Source organism: Desulfovibrio biadhensis, from assembly GCF_055388615.1.
Genome location: NZ_AP042477.1, coordinates 678,914 through 700,791 on the forward strand (window position 1 = coordinate 678,914; position 21,878 = coordinate 700,791).

The 21,878-nt window shown below is 56.2% G+C and carries 21 protein-coding genes; 7 read left to right on the forward strand and 14 right to left on the reverse strand.

The window, feature by feature from the left end; all coding sequences use genetic code 11:
* Window positions 1-90: 90 nt before the first annotated feature.
* From ACZ5EH_RS02985 to ACZ5EH_RS03005, 5 genes are read left to right on the forward strand one after another with little or no spacing between them, the layout of a single operon-like run.
* Complete coding sequence (locus ACZ5EH_RS02985; RefSeq protein WP_464276653.1) at window positions 91-834, forward strand: lysophospholipid acyltransferase family protein; 744 nt, start codon at window positions 91-93, stop codon at window positions 832-834.
* A 7-nt stretch (window positions 835-841) separates the two neighbouring features.
* Window positions 842-2,167 (forward strand): phenylacetate--CoA ligase family protein, encoded by a 1,326-nt coding sequence (locus ACZ5EH_RS02990; protein WP_464276654.1) that lies wholly within the window; start codon window positions 842-844, stop codon window positions 2,165-2,167.
* Window positions 2,164-3,195, forward strand: coding sequence for a radical SAM protein (locus tag ACZ5EH_RS02995; protein ID WP_464276655.1), 1,032 nt, complete (start codon window positions 2,164-2,166; stop codon window positions 3,193-3,195). The genes ACZ5EH_RS02990 and ACZ5EH_RS02995 overlap by 4 nt, the downstream gene beginning before the upstream one ends.
* The gene (locus tag ACZ5EH_RS03000) at window positions 3,192-3,686 is read left to right on the forward strand and encodes a hotdog family protein (RefSeq protein WP_464276656.1); all 495 of its coding nucleotides are present in this window, start codon (window positions 3,192-3,194) and stop codon (window positions 3,684-3,686) included. Before ACZ5EH_RS02995 ends, ACZ5EH_RS03000 begins: the two co-directional genes overlap by 4 nt.
* Window positions 3,683-4,312 carry a LolA family protein gene (locus tag ACZ5EH_RS03005; RefSeq protein ID WP_464276657.1) on the forward strand — a complete coding sequence of 210 codons (630 nt, stop codon included), beginning with the start codon at window positions 3,683-3,685 and terminating at the stop codon, window positions 4,310-4,312. The genes ACZ5EH_RS03000 and ACZ5EH_RS03005 overlap by 4 nt, the downstream gene beginning before the upstream one ends.
* 9 nt (window positions 4,313-4,321) lie before the next feature.
* Here the strand turns inward: ACZ5EH_RS03005 and ACZ5EH_RS03010 are convergent, their stop codons facing one another.
* The 11 genes from ACZ5EH_RS03010 to ACZ5EH_RS03060 all read right to left on the reverse strand — a co-directional run bounded on the left by ACZ5EH_RS03010 (window position 4,322) and on the right by ACZ5EH_RS03060 (window position 15,567).
* Window positions 4,322-4,795, reverse strand: coding sequence for an Hpt domain-containing protein (locus ACZ5EH_RS03010; protein WP_464276658.1), 474 nt, complete (start codon window positions 4,793-4,795; stop codon window positions 4,322-4,324).
* A gap of 70 nt (window positions 4,796-4,865) precedes the next feature.
* On the reverse strand, window positions 4,866-6,323 hold the full coding sequence (locus ACZ5EH_RS03015) for an IS1182 family transposase (RefSeq protein ID WP_464274772.1): 1,458 nt from the start codon (window positions 6,321-6,323) through the stop codon (window positions 4,866-4,868).
* Window positions 6,317-8,476 carry a sensor histidine kinase gene (locus ACZ5EH_RS03020; RefSeq protein WP_464276659.1) on the reverse strand — a complete coding sequence of 720 codons (2,160 nt, stop codon included), beginning with the start codon at window positions 8,474-8,476 and terminating at the stop codon, window positions 6,317-6,319. The genes ACZ5EH_RS03015 and ACZ5EH_RS03020 overlap by 7 nt, the downstream gene beginning before the upstream one ends.
* A complete protein-coding gene (locus ACZ5EH_RS03025) occupies window positions 8,466-9,707 on the reverse strand; it encodes an HDOD domain-containing protein (RefSeq protein WP_464276660.1) in 1,242 nt (413 codons plus the stop codon). Before ACZ5EH_RS03025 ends, ACZ5EH_RS03020 begins: the two co-directional genes overlap by 11 nt.
* A 167-nt stretch (window positions 9,708-9,874) precedes the next feature.
* Window positions 9,875-11,320 (reverse strand): signal recognition particle-docking protein FtsY, encoded by a 1,446-nt coding sequence (ftsY, locus tag ACZ5EH_RS03030; RefSeq protein ID WP_464276661.1) that lies wholly within the window; start codon window positions 11,318-11,320, stop codon window positions 9,875-9,877.
* A 96-nt stretch (window positions 11,321-11,416) separates the two neighbouring features.
* A complete protein-coding gene (metW, locus tag ACZ5EH_RS03035) occupies window positions 11,417-12,031 on the reverse strand; it encodes a methionine biosynthesis protein MetW (RefSeq protein WP_464278254.1) in 615 nt (204 codons plus the stop codon).
* A gap of 11 nt (window positions 12,032-12,042) precedes the next feature.
* Window positions 12,043-13,233 carry a homoserine O-acetyltransferase MetX gene (gene metX / locus ACZ5EH_RS03040; RefSeq protein ID WP_464278255.1) on the reverse strand — a complete coding sequence of 397 codons (1,191 nt, stop codon included), beginning with the start codon at window positions 13,231-13,233 and terminating at the stop codon, window positions 12,043-12,045.
* A gap of 176 nt (window positions 13,234-13,409) precedes the next feature.
* Window positions 13,410-13,973, reverse strand: a complete 564-nt coding sequence (locus ACZ5EH_RS03045; protein ID WP_464276662.1) for a C40 family peptidase — start codon at window positions 13,971-13,973, stop codon at window positions 13,410-13,412.
* Window positions 13,974-14,176: 203 nt separating this feature from the next.
* On the reverse strand, window positions 14,177-14,557 hold the full coding sequence (gene pspC / locus ACZ5EH_RS03050; protein WP_464276663.1) for an envelope stress response membrane protein PspC: 381 nt from the start codon (window positions 14,555-14,557) through the stop codon (window positions 14,177-14,179).
* A complete protein-coding gene (locus tag ACZ5EH_RS03055) occupies window positions 14,554-14,799 on the reverse strand; it encodes a hypothetical protein (protein ID WP_464276664.1) in 246 nt (81 codons plus the stop codon). The genes pspC and ACZ5EH_RS03055 overlap by 4 nt, the downstream gene beginning before the upstream one ends.
* A 90-nt stretch (window positions 14,800-14,889) precedes the next feature.
* On the reverse strand, window positions 14,890-15,567 hold the full coding sequence (locus ACZ5EH_RS03060; protein ID WP_464276665.1) for a PspA/IM30 family protein: 678 nt from the start codon (window positions 15,565-15,567) through the stop codon (window positions 14,890-14,892).
* 168 nt (window positions 15,568-15,735) lie between these two features.
* Here ACZ5EH_RS03060 and pspF point away from each other — a divergent pair, with 168 nt between their 5' ends.
* Both pspF and ACZ5EH_RS03070 read left to right on the forward strand, forming a co-directional pair.
* A complete protein-coding gene (pspF, locus tag ACZ5EH_RS03065; RefSeq protein WP_464276666.1) occupies window positions 15,736-16,809 on the forward strand; it encodes a phage shock protein operon transcriptional activator in 1,074 nt (357 codons plus the stop codon).
* A gap of 98 nt (window positions 16,810-16,907) precedes the next feature.
* A complete protein-coding gene (locus ACZ5EH_RS03070) occupies window positions 16,908-18,149 on the forward strand; it encodes an MFS transporter (protein ID WP_464276667.1) in 1,242 nt (413 codons plus the stop codon).
* Here the strand turns inward: ACZ5EH_RS03070 and ACZ5EH_RS03075 are convergent.
* The 3 genes from ACZ5EH_RS03075 to tmcB form a co-directional block, all read right to left on the reverse strand.
* Window positions 18,146-19,498: a tetratricopeptide repeat protein gene (locus ACZ5EH_RS03075; RefSeq protein WP_464276668.1), complete on the reverse strand. Its 1,353-nt coding sequence runs from the start codon at window positions 19,496-19,498 to the stop codon at window positions 18,146-18,148. The two genes, ACZ5EH_RS03070 and ACZ5EH_RS03075, sit on opposite strands and share 4 nt — an antisense overlap.
* Before the next feature lie 579 nt (window positions 19,499-20,077).
* Complete coding sequence (tmcA, locus tag ACZ5EH_RS03080) at window positions 20,078-20,476, reverse strand: acidic tetraheme cytochrome c3 TmcA (protein WP_464276669.1); 399 nt, start codon at window positions 20,474-20,476, stop codon at window positions 20,078-20,080.
* 46 nt (window positions 20,477-20,522) lie between these two features.
* Entirely contained in the window at window positions 20,523-21,851 is a 1,329-nt protein-coding gene (tmcB, locus tag ACZ5EH_RS03085; RefSeq protein WP_464276670.1) for an electron transfer complex ferredoxin TmcB, read from the reverse strand.
* Window positions 21,852-21,878: the final 27 nt, after the last annotated feature.

A 21,878-nucleotide genomic window follows, 5' to 3' on the forward strand; every position in this document is an offset into this window, starting at 1 on the left:
ACCCATGGCCCGGCCCCCGTGCCCCATACAGCAGAGCCTTCATCTTCTTCCTCACATGGGGAGAGACAAGAAACCGGCAGGGTGAAATCCGTGCTGGCCACGATCTATGGCGCCTGCATACTGGTGTTTCTCACTTTGCTGGCGCTCTTCGGCTTTCCAGGAATCTACCTCTGGTGCCGCCTGGTCAAAAAATGGGATACCCGCCGCATAGGGCAGCATTTCATCTGGATGTACGGGCGCGTCTGGTTTCTTGCCTTCCGGCCCATTGTCAAATTCTACATTAATCCCCAGGGGCCTGAAAAGCTGCCGCGTCCATGCGTGGTGGTCTGCAACCACCTTTCCATTTTCGATCTGTATTGCCTTGGTTCCTTGCCTGCGAGCGATGTGAGCATCGTGGTCAAAGCCTGGCCATTCAAGATGCTCTGGAGCACCCCTTTCATGCGCATGGCCTCCTATCTGGACATCGAGCGCACCCCCCCAGAGATATTCCAGCGCCAGGTGGCGGAAGTCATGGCCAGACGCGATGTACTCTTGTTTTATCCCGAAGGCCGCCGCAGCCGTGACGGCCAACTCCAGCGTTTCCGCTCCGGCGCCTTTAAAATAGCGCTGGAGCACAAGGCCTGGGTCGTGCCCCTGTGCCTTGCAGGCACGGAAGACCTGCTGCCTCCGGGCAAAAAGACCCTGCGACCGGCCACCATCCGCATACGCTTGCTCGACCCCATACCGTCTACGGCCTTTGAGGGGGAGCTGGCCCACATAGCGTTGCGCAAACACGTAAAAAAGATCATGCAGGCAGAAATAGAGCGCATGAGAAAGGCGAACAAAGAGGGGTGAACCATTCATGGCCGCGACACCGCAGCATCCTGCGATTTATGAGAACGATCCCGCCTTCGCGCCAGTTGAACGGCAAAAGAAGATGCAGGACGCTCTTCTGAGCGGCCATGTGGCCTATCTGGCGCAGCACTCCCCATTTTACAGACAACGCTTCGCCGAGGCCGGCATATCCCCCGATGCTGTTCAATGTGTGGCTGACCTTGCCTCCCTGCCTCTTACGAGCAAGGAAGACCTGGACACACATGGAAACGACTTTCTTTGCGTGCCCCGGGATGAAATCGTGGACGTCTGCCTGACATCGGGCACAACAGCGTCCCCTGTGGCGCTATTGCAGACAAAGAACGATCTTACCCGTCTGGAACGCAACGAGGAACAGGGCTTTCTCACCGCCGGCATCACCCGCCACGATACCGTCATGATATGCGCCGCCATGGACCGCTGTTTCATGGCCGGGCTGGCCTATTTTCTAGGTCTGGTCCGCATCGGCGCAACGGTTGTCAGGGCCGGCTCCAGCAGCATCCCTGTGGCCTTGGAATTACTCCGCAGCCAACGGCCAACCGTCATCGTGGGGGTGCCTTCCCTCATAAAAACCCTTGCAGAGCGGCTGCAGGCAGAAGGCGAAGACCCCGCGGCAATGGGCGTGCAGACCCTTGTCTGTATCGGCGAGCCCATCCGCAGCCAGGACTTTTCACTGGCGCCCTTGGGCCGACGTATCCATGAGTTATGGGGGGCCAGGGTCCACGGCACCTATGCCAGCACAGAGTTGGCAACCGGTTTTACCGAGTGCGCCCATGGTTGCGGCGGGCATCTGCCCCATGAGCTTGCGGTCATTGAACTGGTGGACGACGCAGGTCACCCCGTGCCGGCCGGGCAGTCCGGTGAGATTGTCGCCACGCCGTTGCGCGTGACGGGCATGCCCCTTTTACGCTTTCGCACCGGCGATGTGGCCGTGCTCTACGAGGAACCCTGCGCCTGCGGCCGCACCACGCCTCGCCTTGGCCCCATACTGGGGCGCAAAAGCCACATGCTCAAATACAGAGGCACCACCGTCTACCCCAACTCGATTTTTGCGGTGCTTCAGGATATCAAAGGCATCCAGGGATACTACCTTGAGGTGCGCGACGAGTATGAGCTTTCCGACCAGATTCGGGTCGTGGCAGGCGCCTGCTCACCGGAACTGACGGCAACGGCCGTGGCGGAACGCATCGCTGCGCGCACCCGCGTCAAACCGGAAGTCGTGCTGGCCACTCCAAAAGAAGTGGCAGACAGGGTGAACCATCCGGACAAACGCAAACCACTCACGTTTTTCGACTACAGAAAGGGGCGTCCGTGAAACCACTATGGGGGCGGCACTTCAGCCGTCAGGAGATAAACGACGCCCGCGACGGGGGGCAGCTCCTGACTATGGAGCTGGAACTGAGCAGAATCTGCAATCTGCGCTGCATCTATTGTTATTCAAGCGCAGGGCAGCCCCTGGAGGATGAGCTGGAATGGGATGAAATCCAGGATGTTCTGGATCAGGCTGCCGGCCTTGGCGCCCGCCGCATCATCGTCCTGGGGGGCGGCGAACCCATGGCCTATCCGCGTTTGTTGGAGCTTATCCGCACCATCCGCCAACGCGGGCTTGCCGTGGATCTGTTCACCAACGGCACCCTGCTGGACCGCCCGACAACGCAAAGTTTACGCAAGCTGGGGGTTTCCCCCGTCATCAAGCTGAACAGCCTGCGAGAAGACGTACAAGACGCACTTGCTGACAAATCTGGCACCTATGCGGCCATCATGCGTGGTTTGGAATACCTCACCGAAGCTGGCTACCCCACGGAACATCTGCCATTGGGCGTGCAAAGCGTAGTGTGCAGACAAAACCTGGATGAACTTCCCGAAATGTGGATATGGGCTCGCGAGCGCAAAATGACCCCCTATTTCGAGATGCTCACTCTGCAAGGGCGCGCCAAGGATCACCCTGACCTGGAGGTGAGCCCTGCCGAACTGCGCGCCGTGTTTGAAGAGCTTTCCCGCATAGACGCCCAACGCTATGACCTGCACTGGACGCCACGCCCACCCATTGCGGGGCTGACCTGCCGCAGGCACGAATACACCTGCACCGTCACCGTGCATGGCGACGTGCTGCCCTGCCCTGGCGTGAACATCCCTGTGGGCAATATTCGTAACGCATCATTGGCGCATATTTTACGGAACAGTCCGGTTATCAACAACTTGCGCAACATCCGCAAGACCATCAAAGGCGCTTGCAAGGAATGTGACCAGGCGGACGAATGCTATGGCTGCCGTGGCATGGCATACCAGGCAACAGGAGACTATATGGCCGCCGACCCTTTGTGCTGGCGCGGCAAGGAATGATGATGCACGCTCCCGCATTACCATGCGAAACAACCGGGCTGCTGCCGCACCGCCCTCCCATGCTTCTGGTGACGCAACTGTTGTCCGTAGAAGGAGGGGAGAACCCCGCCGTCGTGGCCGAAGCCACCATTGCTCCGGACTGCCCTGCTTTGACGCCTGTGGAGAATGGTCCCGCCAGGCTGGAGCCCGAAGCTTTTGTTGAGCTGATTGCCCAGGCTTTTGCCGCCTCCGCCGGATACGCACGCGCAGTAGCGGGCGCTCCCCCGCAAAGCGGTATGCTGGTAGGGCTGCGGCGTGTAGAGTACGGAGCGCCCCTGCCTGTAACGGCGGGCGCGACCCTGACGATTCAGGCGCAAACAACCGGCGGATTCGGCGATTTCTCTATAGTTGCAGGCACGGTCATGCTGGATGATACGGTTCTGGCCTCCGCGGAATGTAAACTTTTCATCGAACCGGAAGCATCTGCTAACGAAAAAGAGGAGCGTCCGTGAAAATCTGCCCCTTTATTGCCAGCCTGTTGCTGGTCATTGTCTGGTCCTGCCCAGTCCTTGCGCAGGATGCCGCCGCAGACGCCACCCTGGAACGCATCCAGAACGCGGCCGAACACGTACAGACCATTCAAAGTGAATTCGTACAGATAAAGAAACTGAGCGTTTTCGCCTCAGAACTGCGCTCGCGGGGCATGATGGTGCTGGAGAAGCCGGACCGCCTGCGGTGGGAGTATCTTGAGCCAAGCGTATCCGGTTTTATCGTGGACGGAGAAAACGCCATCCGCTGGAGCGAGCTATCCCCGGCCCCTGAGCGCTTTGCCATCGACGACGACATGGCCGCCAAGATCGTTGCCGAGCAGCTTCTTGCCTGGGCCAGCGTCGACCTGGAGCGATTGCAGGGAGCCTTTGAAATTTCCGTGGAACAGGCAAACCCGCCGGTCCTGAAGCTGACGCCGCGCTCGGAGCGGCTGGCCGGTTATCTGCAGGAAATAACCATCACCTTCAGTGAAGAACTGAGCATTGTACACCAGGTGCGTATTGTGGAGCGCGACGGCGACAGCACGCTCCTCCAATTCGAAAACGTTGTGGTGAACGAACCCTTGCCGGATAATATTTTTACTTATTAAAAGCAGAACTCACTGGGCGGGCTTGTTTTCCACCACGCTCGCAAGCTCGCTTCGTAAAACGTCCATGCGCTCCAAAAGCGCTGCGAGTTCCTTTTCCAGGTCGATCATCAATACCGGTATTGCGGGCATGTTCTTGGACAGGGCGGCCTTTTCCAACCTGTTCGCCGCATTCCAGCAGCGCTTTGCGCCAATGGCTCCTGTCGCGCCTTTTACGATGTGGGCAGTGCGCTGCAGCCCGCGCACGTCTTCTTCTTCAATAACTTCACGCAATTGCTGTATCTTTCGCGGCACGTCCTCGCGGAAGACCTCCATGATCTCAAGGAGCACTTCCTCTTCGCCTGCAGCCCGTTGCAAGGCTTCTTCCTTATTCAGTATCGCCAATGATTGCAGCTCTACCTCGCAACATGTGTCATCGAATTCCATGCCATCGAGCAATGATCTGAGTTCGTGAAAATTGATGGGTTTGGTCAGAAAAAAATCCATGCCTGCCTCAGCTCATTGACAAACCCCGCTTTTTGCAAAGTGGGGTTTGTTTTTATGAACCGATTTCTTTTCAGGCCGCTGCCAGCTGGGATGTTGGCTCGATCGGCCCCAATCGAACGAGACAGAGAGACTGAGGAAGAAAGTACAGGCATTTGGGCTGCAAATATTTGTATGACAGCTCCAAAGGGGCCAGCAGCAAGGCCATTTTCTTCATGTTTTGACATGTGGCGGAAAGCAGGCTTTGAACCTGGACCTTAGCCAGGCCGCAGAACCGAGCATAGCGATGCCCGTGCAGTTGTTTGGCGTCGGCAAAGCTGCGCTCTACGGTCTCTTTCCGGCGAGCATAGATTCTTTTTCCGAATTCCGTGAGCCGGTGCGCATCCACCGTATCCACGTATTCCCGCCACACATGGCGTGTCACTGTTTTCTTGCAATTCCGGTTTGTTGTGCACTCTTTCAGTAACGGACAGCGGCGGCAAACCTTTGGTAACGAGTCATAGAGACGATATCCTTCGCGGTTGGTGGTGGAGTAGTGAAGCTCCTGGCCTTCGGGGCAAAGATAGCAGTCCTTGTCCGGCAGGTATTCAAAGGCGCGTTTGGGGAGCATCCCTTTGCGACGAGTGGGACGACGATAGCCAATGACACCATAAATATGCTTTTCTTCCAGCGTCTTGCAAATGTGTGAGGTGAAATATCCTGCATCGAGGCCGACGTGCTTCACAGCAAAGCCGAAGCGGTTGATTTGTCGGTCCAGCCGATCGAGATAGGGCATGCTGTCATGCACCGAGGCCGGAGTTACGTAACTGTCGGTGATAATGTTGTGTCGGCTGTCCACAGTGCGATGATCCAAGTAAAAGAAGCCCTTAGGCTTGCCCTCGCGTACCATGTACCCGCTGTCCGGATCGGTTGTGCTCTGCTTGATCCGCTTGGACCCCGCTTCGCGGTTGTCCTGCTTCAGCGGTTTCTTTCCATGCCTGCGCCTGTCTTCCTCCACGGCGTCTTCAAGTTCGCCCAAGTATGACTTCGTGCTTTGGGCAACGAGCTTTTCCGTAAATTTATGCTTGTTGGCGTTGGCTTTCAGGTGGGTGGAATCGGTGTAAAGCGTGTGTCCGCCGACAAGCCTCTTTTTCATGGCCTGGAACACTATACCGTCAAAAATGTCCTGGGCAACGCTGGTGTCGTTAAATCTGCGCCGCCGGTTTTGGCTGATGGTGCTGGCATCGGGCACTTTGTCCTGCAATCCCAGGCCAAGGAACCAGCGATAGGCAACATTGACCTGGATTTCCTTGACAAGCTGACGCTCGCTGCGGATGCCAAACAGATAGCCGATGAATAGCATTTTGAAGAGCACCACCGGTTCAATGGCCGGACGGCCATTGCCCTCGCAATACAAATCCTTGGTGAGCTCATGAATAAAGGAGAAATCAATAACCTTGGCAATTTTGCGAAGCAGATGATTCATGGGGACAAGTTCGTTGATCGAAACAAACTCCATTTTCACCTGCTGATTTTTGGGCGGCTTTAGCATGAAGATAGTATAAGAAAACCCTCGCCGATTGGCGAGGGTTTGTCAGCATTCTGTGCCTGTAGACATTTTTCTCGATACCCCCCCATGGCGTGGGCTGTCATGGCGATGATAACAACCCCCGTGGCCGAAGTGCCAGCCTCACCGTTTCTGATGCGCACCGTTGCTTCCAGACCGTCCATGTCCGGCATTTCCAGGTCCATGAGCACGACATCAAACCCTGTTTCCGCCAGATGGGTCATGGCTTCCAGACCGCTGGCGGCATGGCAGACATGGTGCCCCTGGCGCTCCAGAAAAATGGTCGCCACCCGCGCATTGACACTGTTGTCTTCAGCCAGAAGAATCTTGAGGGGACCGTTGGGAAGCGGCCTGCAGGTATGCGGCTGGTCTGGTGCGTGTTTGGGCAGCAGAGCCGGGTCGGCTTTTTCGAACGGCGCCAGTACATAGAAGGTGCTGCCTTTGCCGGGCTGGCTTTCCACCCAGATGCGTCCTCCCATGAGCGTCACCAGGTGTTTGGAAATGGCCAGGCCAAGGCCTGTGCCCCCGTACCCTCTGGTGGTGCTGACATCCGCCTGGGTGAACTCTTCAAAAATACTGTCCTGTTTTTCGGCGGGGATGCCTATGCCCTTGTCCGCCACACTTATGAGCAGGCTGTTCGCATCCCAGAAGTCCTTATCAAGCCCCTCTCTGACTGTTTGCACGCGGCAACGCACCGTGCCCTCATTGGAAAACTTAAGAGCGTTGCCCAGCAGGTTGAAAAGCACCTGCCGCAAGCGCCCTGCGTCGCCCATCACTGCTTGGGGCACGCTGTCGCTGATCTCCAGTTGCAAGTCCAGTCCCTTGCGGCGGGCCTGTGACAGCAGCGTGCGTACAACGGAGCGCATCACCAGGTGCAGGTCAAAAGGCTGCACCTCGAGCTCCAGCTTCCGCGCCTCAATCTTGGAAAAATCAAGAACATCATTGATAAGCATGAGCAGGTGGTGGGCGGATTCCGTGATGGTCTCCAGGTATTCGAACTGCTCACTGTTCAGGGGCGTGGACAGGGCCAATTCGGTCATGCCCATAATCGCGTTCATGGGGGTCCGAATCTCATGGCTCATGCTGGCAAGGAAATCACTTTTGGCGTGGCTGGCCTTTACAGCCTCGTTTTTGGCCTGGACCAGCGCCTTTTCAAGTTCTCGCAGGTCGCTGACATCCAGGTGGAATTGCGCCACGGCGTTGCGCCCTTTGTATCCGCGGGGGATGGGCGCTGTGAAGATTTTGAAGTTTTTCCCTGTCAGGGCGTTTTCTTCATCGCTGGAAAAGCGGCTGGAATACGTCCCTCTTTTCAGGACCCTGTCAACGGTGCATTCCGGACACGGGGAGCGACGGCGCTTCAGCACCTCAAAGCAATAGCGCCCAACAACCTTTTGCGTTCTGGAAACCTTGTAATCATCCAGCAATTTGTCACTGACTTCGATTATCCTGTGCTGCTGGTCCACAATGTTCATCCCGATGGGAATCACGTCGAAAATGGCGCGCATCCAGTCATGGGCCTCTTTGAGGGCCTCTTCCGAATCCGCCAGCCCCTGTATTTTCTCCTCCAGCTTGGCGTTGACATCTCGCAGCAGGCTGTAGAGCGCATAGCTTTCCAAGCTGTTGGCGCTTCTTTGCATAATGATGGAGAACAACAGACGCATACTATCCGGCAGCTCGCTGACGCTGCCTTTCATTATGCCCAGATAAACGCCGCGTATGCGGGAGCTGGTGGCGAGTGAATACAGCAGGATACTGCGGTCCTGCAGCAGGGAGGAGGCGAAAAAAGGCCTGTTGCGATCCAGGGCCCAGGCCAGTGAGCCATTTTCCACCAGATTATCAACCTCGTTTCTGAAGTGGGTCGCCAAATGCCGGGGGGTGCAATACCCCATCTCCAGGTCGGAATCGCTTTCGCTGAAAAGAAAGATGCACTGGGCTTCTGTTTTTACCAGCCGCTTTGCGCGCAGGCACGTTTCCCGCAGGATGTTCTCCGGGGAGTCCAGCTGACTCATGGACGTTTCGAAATTACCCAAAGAAGCGGCAAGCTCCAAAGCCTCAGTGGTCGCCTTGTTGACTTCCTCGAGGTATTCGACGCGCTGCTCCAGCAGCTCTATGCGTTTCTTGTCACCGTTAGCCGACATCGTGATTAAAGAAAATCCGCATTATTTCGCTTAGCTGGTGCTCCGCATGCGGAATGAGCGGAGCAAACGCGTTCTTGTTGAGCCCCAGACTTTCCCAGGCATCGGCAGCCAAAGGGGGAACCAGATCCAGCGGACCACCTACTTCATCTTGCAGACAGTGGGCGGTAATGTCCGCCACATGGACAATGCACGCCTCTGTCAGAGTGCTATGCCCCGCCATGGGAGCATGATGTCCGCGCACGGCCTGAACCAGCTCCTCGGGAAAGCGCCAGGTATCGAGCAAGGCTCCTCCAACCTGGGCGTGATCGTACCCGAAGGATTCACGTTCAAGCTCATACAGGACATTCGTCTTGGGGCCTGCCAGGCGTAAAAGAGAGCAATAGCAGCCAGGTGCGCCGCGCAGCATGAGCAGACGCCCTGCATCGTGCAGCAGTCCGGAAACAAAACAGCGTTCCTCGCCGGGAAAACGCAACTGCCCTGCCAGGAGCTTTGCCCACACACCGGTCAACACACTGTGGTGCCAAAAGCGCTCCATGTTGATAAGCCCGGTGGGTATATCCTGAAACTGTGTGATGACCGAGATGCCCAGGGCAAGATTGGTAAGGTGGTTGGAGCCGATGATTGTCACGGCCCTGGAAAGGGTATCCACCCGCTGCATGCCATAAAGCGGGCTGTTCACCAATTTGAGGAGCTTGGCAGAAAGTCCCACATCCTTGCTGATGACATCGGCAACATAGGCTGCCGATGTCCGCGGACTGTTGATGGCGTCTATGATGTGGTTGAAAATAGCCGGCAGGGAAGCCAGCTCGCCCTGCCCGTCCACCAAGTCCCGCAAGCGCGGCGGTTTTTCCTGTTGCGAACAGTTCTCCTTGTCCGCCATTTCCAGGGGCAGGCGCAGGGAATCATAGCGCTGCGCCGTCAGCTTCACGGCCTGCCTGGCCAGCTCGCGTAGCATGGGATGTTTCATATCCGCATGGGCAAAGCGCCTGGCCATGAGTTTTCTGCTTGCGGCAAGGCGCTCCGAATCCAGGCCATCCAGGGTGCGTTCCTCAACTTCTTCGGAATCCACACCTGCGACCTGGGCTTCGATGACACCCCAGATTTTGCAAATGGAGAGGTGGCGCTCGGTCAACACAGTACCGGCAGGCAACAGAAGGCGGCCTTGGGGGGACTTGAGGTCTTCCTCCAAAACCATGCCGCTCTGCAGATCGGCGACATTGATTGTTGCCATTGCGCCCCCTTAGGGAGGGATTTCAGAACCTTAAACCAACAACGGGCAGCAGGACAGACGCGAGTGCTCCGAGACCAGCTGCCCCATGAATGACGTCATATTGTATGTTCATAGACGTAGGCCTTCCTACTGGTCAAGACAGCCGGCGGGCGTGCGAATTCCCCCATCTACGAAAGCAATGCCTGGGCAAAATCCTTGCCGCTGAAGGGGCGCAGGTCTTCCATTTTCTCCCCAAGGCCGATGAAACTGATGGGGACATCGAACTGCTGGGCAACAGCCACGACCACACCGCCCTTTGCGGTTCCGTCCAGCTTGGTGAGTATGATCTCATCCACGCCCACGGACTCGGAAAACAACTTGGTCTGGGAAAGCGCATTCTGCCCCGTGGTGGCGTCCAGCACCAGTATGCTGCGGTGCGGCGCACCGGGATGCTTCTTGCCGAGAACATTCTTGATCTTTGCCAGTTCCTCCATGAGGTTGGCCTTGGTGTGCAGACGCCCTGCCGTATCCACGAGGACCAGGTCGTAATTTTCCTTCAGGGCCTTATCCATGGCCTCGTAAGCCACGGCAGCAGGGTCCGCATCCTGCCCCTTGGCGTGAAAACCTGCGCCCACGCGTTTGGCCCAGATGCCGAGCTGTTCCACTGCAGCGGCGCGGAAGGTATCACCTGCAGCCACCAGAACCTTGCGCCCCTGCATTTGTTCCCTGTGGGCCAGTTTGGCGATGGTGGTGGTTTTGCCCACACCGTTTACGCCGATAATCAGAACAACCTCCGGAGGATTGACCGCCTTGATGCGGGGGCGCGGTTTGAAAATCTCCTCCACTTCCGCACGCAGCAGATCCTTGAAGGCTGCAGGATCGCTGGCGTCTGCCTTGCGCGCGCGCTCGCGTAAATTTTCGGTAAGCTTTACCGTGGCTTCGTAGCCCACATCAGCGGTGATCAGAATTTCTTCCAGCTCCTCCCAAAAGGCTTCATCCATGGTGTCGTGGGACGAGACCAGAGAATCAATGCGTTTGGTGATGCTTTCCTTGGTCTTGGCCAGTCCTTCGGAAAGCTTCAGCATCAGCCGGTTGCGCTCGTCTTCCTCATCCTCTAGGTCCAGCGCCAGCGCCATGCGGTATTGCAGCTCAGAGCGAAATTCCTCCACCTGCTCGTACCCCATCTCATCCAGCCAGCCTTTGAACGATTCGAGGAACTGTTCGGCTTCATTGGCGGGCGCTTCCAAAGCCTGAAAAAGAAAGCCCAGGCGCTCCCACAGTTCTGGGGTGGCGCTTTGCTGGCCAGTAAGCACAATATCCAGCCACACAGAAAGCCTTGGTTCGGCTTCGCGGAGGGCAAGTGTCAGCTCTTCCCGCCAGGGGGCGCTTTTTTCTGCCGGAGTAGCGGCTGGCGCCTCTGTGGGGGGCTCCACCTCTACCGCTTCGGGCGCCTCTGTGCCGACTTCCGCTTCTACCGCTGCAGGCGGGGTATCAGGGGCAGCGGCCTCCTGTTGCGCATGTGGCTCTTCCTGTTGTTCTTGCGATCCTTCCTGCTGCCCCCCCGCGTCTACTGCTTCGGGCGCGGCTTCATCAGATTTCTTCCAGAGTTTGGTTACTTTGCTAAAAAAACCCATATTTTCTCCTCGCAAGGGGTAGTTCGTACGTATGCCAGGGGCAAGCGGCAACCGTCTCCGGCCGCACCCGCTGTTTCACGCAGAAGCGCGGCCGCGTCAAGCAGTGTGACCATTTTGAGACGCAAGCATGAAGATGCCGTAGGTAGCGCGCCATGCGGCCAGAAACTCGACAATGTGGCCCGTGGTATCCTGATAATAGGAATCGATGGCGGCCTGACGGCGGATGGCGAACCCGGTTTGATCGCAAAACCTGTTGAAATCCTTCATGGTAATGATTCGAATGTTCGGCGTGTCGTGCCATTGGTACGGGAGCTCGCGCGAGATGGGCGCGCGCCCTGTAAACAGGAGCTGCATGCGGATGCGCCAGTGGCTGAAGTTCGGGAAGCTGACAATGCCCCTGCGCCCTGCGCGTAACATCTCGCGGATGAGCGCTGCCGGGTCATAGACCTGCTGCAAAGTCTGGCTCAGCACGACATAGTCAAAAGTTTTGTCGGGATAATCGCAAATTTCCAGGTTAATATCACCTTGCACCACGGACAGCCCTTTGCTGATTCCCTGGAGCACCTTTTCCTCGCTCATCTCTATGCCAGTGCCGTGCACCTGTTTTTCTCTAGTGAGGTAGTGCAGCAGGTCGCCCCGGCCGCACCCGAGGTCCAAGACCTTGGAGCCGGGCTCTATCCAGTCCGCAATCACCTGAAGATCGAAGCGCATTTTTTCGAGGTTCACAGCGCCCCCTTGCGGACCTGGTTCAAGGCGTTTTCCAAAAAGCTGCGCACAAGGGCGAACATTCTGTCATTGCGCAACAGGAAGGCGTCGTGTCCGCAATCAGCGTTGATCTCGCAAAAGCTGACGTCGCGGCCTGCCTTTTTCATGGCCTGCACCATTTCACGCGATTGATACGTGGGGTACAGCCAGTCCGAGGAAAAGGAAACCACCAGAAAGCGCGCCTTGGCTTTACTGAAGGCGCCCGCCGCACTGCCATTGCCGTGTTGCAAGGCCAGGTCGAAATAGTCAGCCGCCTTGGTGATGTAGATGAAGCTGTTTGCATCAAAACGCTGGACGAATTTGCTGCCTTGATAACGCAGGTAACTTTCCACCTGAAAATCCGGCGCTTCCATAAGGTCAAAGGTAAAGCTGTCCCTGTCCTGCAGGCGGCGGCCAAATTTCTGCCGCATGGCTTCATCCGAAAGATAGGTGACGTGGCCGATCATGCGTGCAACCGCCAGCCCCATATCCGGCCCGGATTCACCGTAGTAGCGCCCTTTTTTCCAACTGGGGTCGGCCATAATGGCCTGGCGAGAAATCTCGTTGAAGGCAATATTCAGGGCGGAGTGTCGCGTGGTTGTCGCCAGGGGCACTGCCGTTACCACGGCATCGGGATAGCGCACCGTCCACTCCAGCACCTGCATGCCGCCCATGGAGCCACCAATGGCGCAGAGCAACCGCTCAATGCCCAAATGCTCCACCAGACGCTTTTGCGCCCGGACCATGTCGCCAATGGTAACCAGAGGAAAGTCCAGGCCATAAAACTGGCCTGGAGCATAGGGGTTCTCGGAGGCGGGGCCCGTGCTGCCCATGCAGCCACCCAGCACGTTGGAGCAAATGACGAAGTAACGATCCGTATCAATGGGCTTGCCCGGGCCGACCATGATGTCCCACCACCCGGGCTTGGGGTCTTCCTCAGAATAGTAGCCGGCAACGTGGGAATCGCCTGTCAGGGCGTGAAACACCAGCACGGCGTTGTCACGATTGGGAGAAAGCTCACCGTAGGTTTCATAGGCCAGGTTCACGGGACCAAGCGTTGCGCCACTTTCCAGATCCATGGGCTTGTCTTTATCCCAGGCGCAAAAAAACTGCTTGCGCACCTGCCCTACCGTTATCCCGGTAGCGTCATGCTCAATGTATTCACTCATCCCCCCAACATAGCCAGGGCGCGCGCCCTGCGCAAGTGGCGGCATTGGGGAGGGCGCTGCAAGAAAGCGGGCCACTGCCGAAGCATTCCTGCCGGCTCATAGACGCAGGGAAGAAATCAATAATAAAAAAAGTTGATTACAGATCGAGAATCAAGAAAAGGAGGTATTGCGGAGGGTCACTTCTTTTTGCCGCCCACACGGCAGGCGCCTGCGAATTTGCCTCTGTACACACTTGAAAGACGCTCGATGACCACGCGCCCGCGCCTTCCTGTGGCGTGGGCAATTCTGTCCGGGCCGACAATAATGCCTACATGGTCTATGGTATCGGACTGCACAGCAAAAAAGACCAGATCGCCCGGCTTTAGCGAGCTCCTGTCCACCGGTACGCCGGCCTTGGCTTGCTCTCTGCTGGTGCGCGGCAGGTTGACGCCCATTTTGCGGTACACCAGGCGGGTAAAGGCTGAGCAATCCATGCCCTGTACTGTCTCGCCCCCGAATTTATAGGGGATACCCAGTAAGGGGCGTACCGCCTCAAGCACTGCCCCTGATGTCAGGGGGCCGCCAAGCCCAAGTTCGAGTTCAGTGAGCATATCCACGTATAGTTGTTCGCTCTCAAGAGCCTCGGCCAGGGCGCGACGACGCTGGCGCTGTTCGCGCAGGGCTCTGTCCGCCGGGGATTCGCTGCTGACCTTGAACTGCGCCTCGCTCAGCGCGTTGAACTTGCGTTCTTCTTCCAACATACATGCGGCCAACAACGGGCAGCAGAGAAGAAGCAGTAAAAAAGCGCGCCCTTTCCTGACTACTGGAAGCCAGAAAAGGGAAAAAGGGGGGGTCTTATGGTCGTAGATTGTCATCCGGTTAAGTATATTGCAGCCCTAAGGCGTTGTATACCGCGCCTTAGGGCTGGTGCTATCCATGAGTATGGCAAACGTCAGCCTCGATATTAATCCTTGGCCATGCGGCGCTCCCAGTCGAAGTCGCGACTGGTCACCACATCTTCCATGCGTCTGAGCCTTCTATCCAGATTTTCAAACTTTCGCTTCACACGCCCCAGCGCCATGCTGCGCGAGCTGGTATAGGACTCGTAGAATTCACGGTCCGCATCACTTTCAAAAGGCACCACCGGTTCAGGTTTCATAAGCAGCCCTGCCAGTACATAGAGCACCGCCACAGGCCAGATACCGGTGAAAAGCAGAAGAGCCAGGGCTATGGCGCGGATCCAAAAAACACTGAAGTCGAAGTATTCGGCAAAGCCTCTGCACACGCCCATGATGACGCCCTTGCGGGAGCGGTACAGACCTCGCCTCGAAGTAGCGTATCTCATTTTCTTTCTTCCTTGCTTTCCTTGTCCAGGAGTATGGTCTCCAGAGATTCCACCCGATCCTCCATCCGGCTCAGACCGTGGTAGAGTTCCTGGATCAGTTTGGCTTCGTTCGTGCGTTCCGCCTTGTTTTCCGCCCCTGAACCGCCCTTGAGCAGCTTGGCTATGAGCACCACAACCAGGGCAACAATGACCAGCCCCACCAGGAGCATGCTGAACGCGAAGGTCATGAATCCGCCCATCATTTCGAAGTTCTCCTCTTTTTTTCAGCCAATTTGTGGCGCGACTTACCGCGATGTCCAGGGTAATAGCACAGGCCGCCCGGTATGGGAAACTCACTGCCCACCCTTCTTACCAGCTTTCTTGAGTTCTTCGAGTTCCTTTTCAATGTTTTCGTGTCCCTCCAGGAGGGCGAACTCTTCATCCAGACTGCGCTTGGTCTCGGAGCTGGATGGGTTCACGAGCATTGCTTCGGCTTCCATACGTTCTATACGGTGCTCGAATTCCTCAAATCTGCGGAGGGCGTCTGCACCGGCAGCTCTGCGTACATCACCCTCGGCGCGCTTCTTGTCAGAGGCGCGGATATGGCGCTGCACCAGAAGGCGTTGCTTTTCCTTGGCGGCCTGCAGCTTCTCTTCCAGTGTCTGGATGTCGGTCTTGGCTTGTTCCACCAGGGAATCGAAATGGTCGGTCTCCTGTTGCAGGGTCTCTGCCCGGCGGCCAAAGCGGCTTTTTTCCAGCAGCGCTTCCTTGGCCAGGTCATCGCGCCCCTTCTCAACAGCCAGGGTAGCACGCTGGTTCCAAATGCCCATGCGCTCTTCCACCAGCTCAAGCTCGCGCTGAATCTTGCGCTTGTCGGCCATCAGCCCTGCGCAAGAAGCCTTGAGCTCCACAAGAGTTTCTTCCATTTCCCTGATCATGAGCCGGATCATCTTTTCCGGATCTTCAGCCCTGTCCAGCATGGAATTGATATTGGCGCCGACTATGTCTTTGAATCGAGTAAACACACCCATGGTCGTCCTCCTGTTGGTGTTTGCATGTATAAGGCAGGAAACGTGCCATGGAGAGTTTTTTTTACAACTACTTGTTTTTTCTACACGTACTCATTTGCCACAAATTTTATGTTATGGTATATTTAACCAACTTTTAGCAATTTCAACCAACCAACAGTATTTTTTGCCATGCCATCGCCCACAGAAAACGTACTCGCCATAGAAATGCTCGGCCGCTCGGACGCCTTCCTGCAATGCAGTGAGCGCATTGCCCGTGCTGCTGGCGTGGACCGCCCCGTACTGGTGGTAGGCGAACGCGGCACAGGCAAGGAGCTTGCCGCCGCCAGGCTGCATTACCTTTCGCGGCGCTGGCAAAATCCCCTTGTCACGCTTAACTGCGCGTCCCTGGCGCCTGCGCTTTTGGAGAGCGAACTCTTCGGGCACGAGGCCGGCGCCTTTACGGGGGCCGTCTCTCGACGCATCGGACGCTTTGAGGCGGCGGACAGGGGCACCCTGTTCCTGGACGAACTGGCCACCATGCCGCTGCGTGCCCAGGAAAAAGTGCTACGAGTGGTGGAGTATGGCGAATTTGAACGCTTAGGGGGCATGCGCACTGTTGGAGTAGATGTGCGCATCATCGCCGCCACCAATGCCGACCTTCCAGCGCTATGCGACAAAGGGCGCTTCAAACGGGACCTTCTGGACCGACTCAGCTTCGAAGTGATTACCCTGCCCCCGCTGCGAGAGCGCGAAGGTGACGCCATGCTGCTTGCAGAGCGATTTGCCGCATCCATGGCCCTGGAGCTTGAAATGGAAGAAGCGCCAACATTTACGCCCTATGCAGTGGCGCAAATAGAGGGGCACACCTGGCCCGGCAATATACGTGAACTGAAAAACGCGGTGGAGCGCGCCGTGTTCCATGCCGGAACTGAGCACGCCACGAAGGTGGAAAAGCTTGTACTGGACCCCTTTGCTTCTGCCTACCGCCCACTGCCGGTGCAACAAAAGTCTTTCACTTCCGGGGAGCCGTCAGCCCCGGCCGCGAAGCCGGCGCAAGAAGCCCCCTCGTCGCAGTCTCCAACGCTGCCCATGGACCTGGGCGCTGCGCAAAAACGTCTGGAGCGGGACGCGTTGCAAGCAGCCCTGAACACAGCGCACCACAACCAGCGCGCCGCATCCGACCTTCTGGGGCTGAGTTACCATCAATTCCGGGGGCTTTATCGCAAGTACAAGGGCGAACTGGAAGGGGCGGACATTTTATAACCTCTGAAATGTGGCCTTTTGCAGCTGTTTGGCGTATGCCCCTGCTGTGTTTTCAATGAGCTTTTCATACCCGCACTGCCCCCTTTTCCGGATTCATAATGCCTGCACCGATACATGCTGACGCCAACGCCGGAGCTGCTTCCGCCGGCGAAGAAGAAACCCCTCTCTATAAAGACCCGAATCTGCTGATTCTTTTCGGGGTAACGCTCATGGTTGTCATGGGCGTCACCAGCATTGCCCCCACATTTCCCAACCTCATCAAACATCTTGACGGGGTGCACGAAGGCAACATCGGCCTCATTGTCACCCTGTTTACCGTCCCCGGCATCATACTGACCCCGCTCATGGGCATTTTGGCAGACAGGGTTGGCCGCAAGGCCGTGCTGGTGCCATCCCTTGTTATTTTCAGCCTGGCCGGAACGGCCTGCGCCTTTGCACCTGGCTTCAAGGAAATACTCGTACTCCGGTTTATTCAAGGCGTGGGCGCAGCCGCCCTTGGCGCTCTGAATGTGACCATCATCGGGGACCTTTATACAGGCACTCGCCGCGCAGGCGCTCTGGGCCTGAATGCCGGCGTTTTATCAATGGGCATTGCCGCCTACCCCGTTCTCGGGGGTGCATTGGGATATGTGAACTGGCGGTTGCCCTTTGCCTTGCCGCTGTTGGCCCTGCCCCTTGCCGCCGTCGTCTGGCTCAAGCTGCACAATCCCGAGCCTGATACCAGTGGGGGGCTCAAGGACTATTTCAAAGGCGCCTGGCAAGGCCTGCGGCAGCGGGAAGTGGCGGGTCTGTTCGCCGCTACCCTGGCGGCCTTCATCATGCTCTACGGCGCTTTTCTCACCTACCTGCCCGTTCAACTGGGGCGCAGTTTCCATGCCTCTCCTTTGATCATTGGCAGCGTCATGTCCTTATCCGCCTTTGCAACGGGACTGGCTGCAGCGTTTTTGGGCAAACTGACTACATTTATCAGCGATCGTCTGCTCCTCTTCACTGCCTTTATCCTTTACGGCGCGTCTTGCGTGTCCATGGCGCTGATGCCCGGCATTTGGTGGCACTTGCTACCTGTGGCCCTCTTCGGACTTGGGCAGGGTATCAACATGCCCTGTGTTCAGGCGCTTCTTGCCAATCTCGCTCCCATGAAACACCGGGGGGGGTTCATGGCGCTCAACGGCATGGTATTGCGCATGGGGCAGACTATCGGCCCGTTCATGATGGGATTGCTCTACGGTATGGGAGGGCTTGAGGCGGTATTTATAAGCTGCGCCGTGATCGGCGTGATTACGGCCTTTGCACTGTTGGTGTTGATGCGCCCGCGCACCCAGGACCGCCAGAGCGGTTAGCCCTTGATGGCGTCGAGCAGCTTTTTCGGGCTGGCGAAATCCGGATTGAGTTTAAGGGCATTTTCCAGAAAATACACAGCCTTGCTACGTGCACCAGACTTGGCCATTATCAACCCTACATTATAGGAAAGCACCGCATCTTTGGCGTGAAACTGTGGGTTTTTCTCAAGGGTCTTTTGCAGATAGCGATTCGCCGTTTTGTAATCGCCCCCTTCTGCAAAAGCCATGGCCATGTTGTAGTAGATGTTTTCATCATCCGGCGAGATGCCGACGGCCTTGTTGTATTCTTTGACCGCATCCTGCCAGCGCCCTTGCTTACGCAGGGCAATGCCGAGCAACGTAAAGGTCTTGATGTCCTCCTTGCTCAACATGTCGCCCTTTGCCTCAAGAGCGCGCCTGTAATATTTCTCTGCTTTTTCCGGATGCTTTTTGGCGTATACGTTTCCAATCTTGGTGGAGACTTCTTCAATATAGTTCGAAGCTTCCTTCTTTGCCTGGGCAAGAGCGGTATCGAAAAGCTGTTCTGCCTGATCATCGTTGCCCAATGAGATGTGCAGCCCCCCCATGTCCACCTTGCGTTCAACGTTGAGCGGGCTTAAGCGGTCAAGTTTTTCCAGATATTTCAGCTGTTGTTCGACATCGCCCTCTTCCTCGAAAAATTCGGCTAGCTTTTTCAGGGGTTCGAGATACATCTTTGCGCTTTCGCTGGCGGCTTCATAAGCCTCAACGGCCTTTTCCTTACGCTTCATGCCTCTGAACGCATCACCCAGGATGAGGTAGCCCGCTGCACTGTTGGGCTTTATCTCCAGAATCTGTCTGGCGATCTTCAGGGCCTGGTCGAACGTGCCCTTGGAATTCATCAGCTTGCCCGCATCTATGAGCTTGCCGATCTTCCCCTGGGGTTTGACAGTAAAGGCAATCTTCTCAATAAGGGTATTTATCGAGATAGGCTTGGAAATAAAGTTATCCGCCCCGATTTCGTGCAACAGAACCAGGCGTTGGCGATCTGTTTCACCCGTCAGGATGACTATTTTGGTATTACTGAACGCTTCCTTTATCTGCTTGATAAAAAAGCTAGTCTCTTTGTTATTGAAAAGCCTCTCGATAAACAGGACGACATTTTTCTTTCGTGTCGAGGAATCTTTGATCGCCTTGAGGATATGCTTTTCATCCGTAATGGCAGTGATGCAGTCTTCGGTTACGGCCAACTGCTTGGCAATGGTAGACCGCAGAACGCCCAGAAACGTATTATCGTGGCTGGCTACGACAAAATACCCATGCTCCTTGCGGATAAAGTCCACAACTGTGGTTTCATATTGCTTTATCCTGTTATCAACTTTAATCGCCACGACACGCTCCGGTTTAAAAATACAAAAAAAAGAATCTACAATTCGGATGGGTATTTTTCAATATATGTCGCATAGGATTGGAATAAAACACTGCTTTTACGACACTTCCGCAAGAGATACGCACGCCTGGAAAGAAATCTGTCACACCTTTCCTACAGGTTGACCCCAGTCAGAGTAACTGTCAACAGTTTGCCAAGAATCTCCCCGAAGAAGATGCGCCACTACGCGGCAACGAAATGACCATGTCCCGCGTTTCCGCCTATACGAAAACAATTTCCAGGGGCCCGCTTGAAGAAGGTCAATGCGCAACGCAAATTGCACAAACAAACCAAAACCGCAACAGTTTATATCTCATAGCGTTAATTTGTAATACAATCGCCATAAAAACCGAAGAACCACTATCAAAGCGCCCCTCGCTACCTGAAAATACGTGGCAATACAAGCTGCCCGCTTCCGGATTGGCTTCAAGGATTACCAAAACAAAAAAAGGCGGCTCCGGGACAGGTTCTTACACCTGTTCCGAAACCGCCTATAGCAACATTGCAGAAGTTCCGGCCGAGCCGGAAGAACTTCACACTGCTATTTTACGTGGCACTCGCCACAAGCAATGGGGCCCTTGCCCTCTTCCTCATGGCAGGTGATGCATTGCCCGTGATAGGCATCCATAAGATTCGTCGTGCCGGCATCCGCATCAACCGCGTGGCAGTCTGCGCAGGCAATGCCTTCCGAACTATCGTCTTCGCTCGGATTGCTGCCGTCCATATGGTGGCAGTACCAGCAACGATCCTCCAATTCAGCCGCGGAATTATGCGCGTCATGTGGAAACTTCACCGAGGGGCGCTGTGGATTTTCGAACTGATCGTTAGAGAGCTCGATATAATCATCCTGCCCCTGTGAATATACCGGTGTTAAAGCCGGCAGCAGGAAGAGGACCGTTGCGGCGAGAAGCATGGCCGCGTGTGCGTATCTCTTTCGCATGATGTACCTCTGCGTGTCTTGTCGTGACGCTCTTGGGGCGCAGCGCCTAGATGGCTTTCGACTTCACCATCTGCTCATAGATGATGTCGCCCAGGAACTTGATTTCCATATCCAACTTATAGTGGTGCACAATGTCTTCAAGGCCGCCGTGGCAGTTATGGCAAGGGGCGATGATGACCTTGGCGCCCGTTGCTGCAAGCTGCTCGGCTTTTACCTTGTTTCCAAGCACACGGGTCATCTTGTGCGGCGGACCGCAGTTGATGACGCCACCGCCTGCCGCGCAGCAGTAGTTATGCTCGCGGTTGGGGTGCATTTCCACCATGTTGGGATAGAAGGCCTTGGCGACTTCGCGCCCCATTTCATGCAAGCCCATGCCGCGCACAGTGTTGCAGGGGTCATGGAAGGTAGCCAGGTCGTCCTTGGTGTGATCGACCTTGATACGCCCTTCTTTCAACAGCTCCCAGTAGAACTGGATGGCGTGAATGATGGGGATGGGCATATACTTCCAGGACAACCAGCGGTTACCGGTATCGTACACGGAGCGGTATGCGTGGCCGCATTCGCCCATGACGATCTTTTTCACCTTGAGGCGCATGGCGGTGTCGAAATGGTCGCGCTTCAGGCGCCCCATCATTTCGTAATCACCGGTGAACATGCACATGTCGGAGTTGTCCCAGCCTGTGGTTGCGGGCATGGTCCAGTCGACACCGGCCTCGTGCCAGATGGCAGCGGCCTGGTAGATAAGCTGGGTACGGAACTTCGGCTCAGGTCCGATGACCGAGTAAAAAATGTCCGAACCTTCTTTTTCCACAGGGATACGCAGGTCGGGAAACTCGTCGCGAGCTTCTTCTTCCTGCCACTGCAGGCTGTCTATCCACTCGTCGTCCTTGACCCACATCTGGTTCATGGTCGCGGCGTGGCTGTGACAGGTATCCTGAATGTACTGCGGGGTAATGCCCAGCTTGTGCGCTATGCGGCGCACCGTGGTCATCAGGAAGGCAGTATCAATGCCAAAGGGGCAGTACTGTACGCAGCGGCGGCAGAGGTTGCACTCTGTATGCGCAATGCGCGCCGCTTCCTTCATGAATTCGCTGGAGACCTTGCCCTTGTTTTTGATCATGGGCCACAGGGTCTGCTTGACCTTGCCCACAGGGGCGTACTTGGGGTCTTTGTCGTGCGAATGATAGTAGTGACATGCCTCGGCGCAAAGGCCGCAGTGCACGCAGGTTTTGGTGAATGCTTCCAACCGCGCCAGGTTCTCGGTGGTGAGTACCTGGTTAATGACGCTGGAGATCCGCGCCGGATCAAGGGAATCAGCCCTGTCCAGCCCTGGATCGACGATTTTCTTTACTTTTTCAGTTGTCTCTTGGCTCATTGCGCTTACTCCCGTTGCGCTTATTCG

Excerpts from the sequence above, each read along its gene's own strand:
- ACZ5EH_RS02990 (WP_464276654.1), top strand. The coding sequence starts at position 842 with ATGGCCGCGACACCGCAGCATCCTGCGATTTATGAGAACGATCCCGCC.
- ACZ5EH_RS03000 (WP_464276656.1), top strand. The coding sequence starts at position 3,192 with ATGATGATGCACGCTCCCGCATTACCATGCGAAACAACCGGGCTGCTG.
- ACZ5EH_RS03010 (WP_464276658.1), bottom strand. The coding sequence starts at position 4,795 with ATGGATTTTTTTCTGACCAAACCCATCAATTTTCACGAACTCAGATCA.
- ACZ5EH_RS03015 (WP_464274772.1), bottom strand. The coding sequence starts at position 6,323 with ATGCTAAAGCCGCCCAAAAATCAGCAGGTGAAAATGGAGTTTGTTTCG.
- ACZ5EH_RS03020 (WP_464276659.1), bottom strand. The coding sequence starts at position 8,476 with ATGTCGGCTAACGGTGACAAGAAACGCATAGAGCTGCTGGAGCAGCGC.
- ACZ5EH_RS03025 (WP_464276660.1), bottom strand. The coding sequence starts at position 9,707 with ATGGCAACAATCAATGTCGCCGATCTGCAGAGCGGCATGGTTTTGGAG.
- ftsY (WP_464276661.1), bottom strand. The coding sequence starts at position 11,320 with ATGGGTTTTTTTAGCAAAGTAACCAAACTCTGGAAGAAATCTGATGAA.
- metW (WP_464278254.1), bottom strand. The coding sequence starts at position 12,031 with ATGCGCTTCGATCTTCAGGTGATTGCGGACTGGATAGAGCCCGGCTCC.
- metX (WP_464278255.1), bottom strand. The coding sequence starts at position 13,233 with ATGAGTGAATACATTGAGCATGACGCTACCGGGATAACGGTAGGGCAG.
- ACZ5EH_RS03045 (WP_464276662.1), bottom strand. The coding sequence starts at position 13,973 with ATGTTGGAAGAAGAACGCAAGTTCAACGCGCTGAGCGAGGCGCAGTTC.
- pspC (WP_464276663.1), bottom strand. The coding sequence starts at position 14,557 with ATGAGATACGCTACTTCGAGGCGAGGTCTGTACCGCTCCCGCAAGGGC.
- ACZ5EH_RS03055 (WP_464276664.1), bottom strand. The coding sequence starts at position 14,799 with ATGATGGGCGGATTCATGACCTTCGCGTTCAGCATGCTCCTGGTGGGG.
- ACZ5EH_RS03060 (WP_464276665.1), bottom strand. The coding sequence starts at position 15,567 with ATGGGTGTGTTTACTCGATTCAAAGACATAGTCGGCGCCAATATCAAT.
- pspF (WP_464276666.1), top strand. The coding sequence starts at position 15,736 with ATGCCATCGCCCACAGAAAACGTACTCGCCATAGAAATGCTCGGCCGC.
- ACZ5EH_RS03070 (WP_464276667.1), top strand. The coding sequence starts at position 16,908 with ATGCCTGCACCGATACATGCTGACGCCAACGCCGGAGCTGCTTCCGCC.
- tmcA (WP_464276669.1), bottom strand. The coding sequence starts at position 20,476 with ATGCGAAAGAGATACGCACACGCGGCCATGCTTCTCGCCGCAACGGTC.
- tmcB (WP_464276670.1), bottom strand. The coding sequence starts at position 21,851 with ATGAGCCAAGAGACAACTGAAAAAGTAAAGAAAATCGTCGATCCAGGG.